This window comes from Phormidesmis priestleyi ULC007, assembly GCF_001895925.1.
In the GTDB taxonomy this organism is placed as follows: Bacteria; Cyanobacteriota; Cyanobacteriia; order Leptolyngbyales; family Leptolyngbyaceae; genus Phormidesmis_A; species Phormidesmis_A priestleyi_A.
This window is the reverse complement of sequence record NZ_MPPI01000004.1, coordinates 209741-212364: the sequence shown is the minus strand read 5'-3', so window position 1 is coordinate 212364 and position 2624 is coordinate 209741. Positions and strand designations below refer to the sequence as shown.

Sequence of the window (2624 nt, the reverse complement as noted above, 5' to 3'; positions counted from 1 at the left end):
CCCGAATTAACGCTTGGGGAGAATCCCACCTCTGGCCCTGACGACGCAAGGACTCTAGGTTAAGTGGTTTCGTTGAGCCAAGAATCCCCGTCCCTTTAGGGCTGGGGAGTGTCAACCAACGTCACCTTACATCCTGCCAACTTTGCCCACTGCAAAATTGATCAATTTGCTTCTCCATATTCGGTGGTGTAGGCTTGGCTTAACTGAACGTGAATTCGATGAAGCTTTTCGGGCATTGCTGAATGGTGACATGAATTGCCCTCCTCAAGAAGTGGGGAGAAGGGAGCTAGAAATCTTGTCCCCTCTCCTTTTGGGAGAAGGGCTAGGGTGAGGGCAAATTCGGCGATTCATACTTCGCATTCAGCAACGTCGCTTTTCGCTACGGTTGCAAATCCGGGTTGCCCCCTAAATCCCCCAATTTGGGGGATTTAGGGGCAGAAGCCGCTGACAACGAAGCGAAAAAACTCGTAGAACTCCTAAGAAACATCTTCAATCGAAGCGATAGAAACTGGCTGCTGTGTGAGGTCAAATCCCAACGATGCAGCCTGTTTTCGCAACTGCTTGAGTTTGCCTTGTCGGAACTGCTGCTTGTAGTGCCCTGCTCCCGCATCTTGATAACTTCGGCGAGTTGTCCCCATCGGATGAAAGATGCGAGCGAGTTTATGAGCAGTTGCCGTAATCGCTTTGGGACTGCCAAGCCGTGCCTTTTAGCGACGAAAGAACGCCCCAATCGCAGAACTAGACTTGCCTGCTGCCATCGCAGCAATCCGAAATGCCTTTGCCACTCGACTTTTAGCACCAACTTTCTTGATGCGCCTGTTTTTTAGATTGAATATTGCCTAAGTGTTTTTTGACTGTATCGATCGTGATATATAACCGAGCCGCAATCTCTTTGCGAGGCAAATTGCAGCGCTTTAAAAACCAAACCTCTGCCTCACGGGGCGTTAGACCATATTTTTTGGCCTCCGTCACCGCCAAGCTTTGCAATCCCTGCTGCTGATCTTCAAGTCTAACCAGCAGAGAGGGCTGCTGCAAGTCATCGAGCTTGAGCCACTGCACCCGAATGCGAAACGTTTGCGATTGGTCATTGGTGACTTCTGACTCAATCACTAACGGGCGATCGCCATACAGTTCACGGCTCTCAATCAGCGCGTCACACGATCGCAACACTTCATCAGGCAAGGTGTTTTCAGAGTGGGTCAGATGCTGACAGATTCGCGTGCCAGGTGTGTTGGCATAAACTAAGTCGCTCTGCAAATTCAAAATCAAAATGCCATCAACGAACCCTTCGAGTATAGAAGTTAAGAAGTGATTGTTTTCTAAAGAATTCATGTTCATTTTCCGGGGGCTTGAATGAACGGTAACTATTGCTTCACTACGTCTGAGTTGGCGGTGTTATGCACTGCTGTCTCAATTAAGTTTTTAGTCGTTCAGGTCGAAGCACTGCCTGAAGCTCTACATAAAAGCTAAACGAGTTGTTCCCGCTTGCCCGTGAGAAAAAGTTAGGACTTCGATCGCCGCAACGTTATAAAACGTTAGTTCACAGCTCGAAACACTCATGAAACCAACCGCATAATCTCGCTACAGTATTCGTAAGTAGAAATTTAAGCGTTTTAGAAATAATCACCGGGAATTTACATAAACTCTGTTGAATCATTAAACAGACTGCAAGCCGATCGCTATTCTTTGGAGACTGTGTATACACAAATTGCTTTAAGTTCGGATGGCTGGGGGTTTGCTCCCTAAATCCCCCAAAATTGGGGGACTTTGAAACTGAAAGGCTTGGGTCAAAGTCCCCCAGAATGGGGGATTTAGGGGGCAGAAGCCGATCATAACGAAGCGAAAGGACTTATGTATATACGATCGCTATCCTTTAGAGACAGTCAGCCGAAGTCGGTGCAAATCAGGGAAGACGTTCAAAGGTGCATTGAGCCATGACCATTGAAGAAGCGCTGGTAGTGCTAGATAACCTGATGGGTCGAGAACAACTCACCCATCTCCAAGAAACCGTGTTTTGTCGAGCCTGGGACGGGCAAACCTATGAGCAAATTGCAGGCACGGTCGGCTATGACTCTGACTATGTAAAGCTAGTTGGCTCTCAGCTATGGCAAGCCCTTTCTGATCAAGTCGGTCAACGAGTCACCAAAAATAACTTTCGGGTGGTGCTCAGACAATGTGCACAAAAAGCTTGGGCACACGCAGAGGCGCTCTTAGACTTATCTGCGGGAGACTGTGCAGCCGAACCCGCGCCAGATTGGGGCGAATTAATTGACACCTCTGACTTTTGTGGGCGATCGCCAGAACTCACCGAGCTAGAGGGCTGGATTTCCGAAGACCGTTGCCGCTTAGTCACCATTCTTGGCATGGGCGGCATCGGCAAAACCGTACTCTCGATCAAACTGGCAGAACGCCTGCAAGGAACCTTTGAGTTTGTGATTTGGCGATCGCTGCGAGATGCGCCTCCGATCGACACCATTTTGTCTGATCTCATTCAATGTCTCTCTAATCAGCAAGAAACTGAGTTGCCCGAATCGGTAGACGGCAAGCTAGGGCGACTGCTGCACTATTTGCGCCAGCACCGTTGCTTATTAATTCTCGACAACGTTGAATCTATTTTAGGCAGT

The 2624-nt window shown here is 48.6% G+C and carries 3 protein-coding genes; 1 reads left to right on the top strand and 2 read right to left on the bottom strand.

Annotated elements, in window-relative coordinates; translation table 11 throughout:
* Positions 1 to 476: 476 nt before the first annotated feature.
* Both BRW63_RS28115 and BRW63_RS05870 read right to left on the bottom strand, forming a co-directional pair.
* The gene (locus BRW63_RS28115; RefSeq protein ID WP_189645262.1) at positions 477 to 638 is read right to left on the bottom strand and encodes a hypothetical protein; all 162 of its coding nucleotides are present in this window, start codon (positions 636 to 638) and stop codon (positions 477 to 479) included.
* Positions 639 to 792: 154 nt separating this feature from the next.
* Positions 793 to 1332, bottom strand: a complete 540-nt coding sequence (locus tag BRW63_RS05870; RefSeq protein WP_219898359.1) for a helix-turn-helix transcriptional regulator — start codon at positions 1330 to 1332, stop codon at positions 793 to 795.
* A gap of 602 nt (positions 1333 to 1934) precedes the next feature.
* On the opposite strand from BRW63_RS05870, the gene BRW63_RS05865 reads away from it, so the two are divergent.
* Positions 1935 to 2624, top strand: a 690-nt coding sequence (locus BRW63_RS05865) for an NB-ARC domain-containing protein (RefSeq protein ID WP_262983523.1), incomplete at its 3' end; no start/stop codon positions are given.

What these genes read in the sequence shown, in the direction of transcription:
- BRW63_RS05870 (WP_219898359.1), bottom strand. Translation starts at nt 1,332, where the DNA reads ATGAATTCTTTAGAAAACAATCACTTCTTAACTTCTATACTCGAAGGG.
- BRW63_RS28115 (WP_189645262.1), bottom strand. Translation starts at nt 638, where the DNA reads ATGGGGACAACTCGCCGAAGTTATCAAGATGCGGGAGCAGGGCACTAC.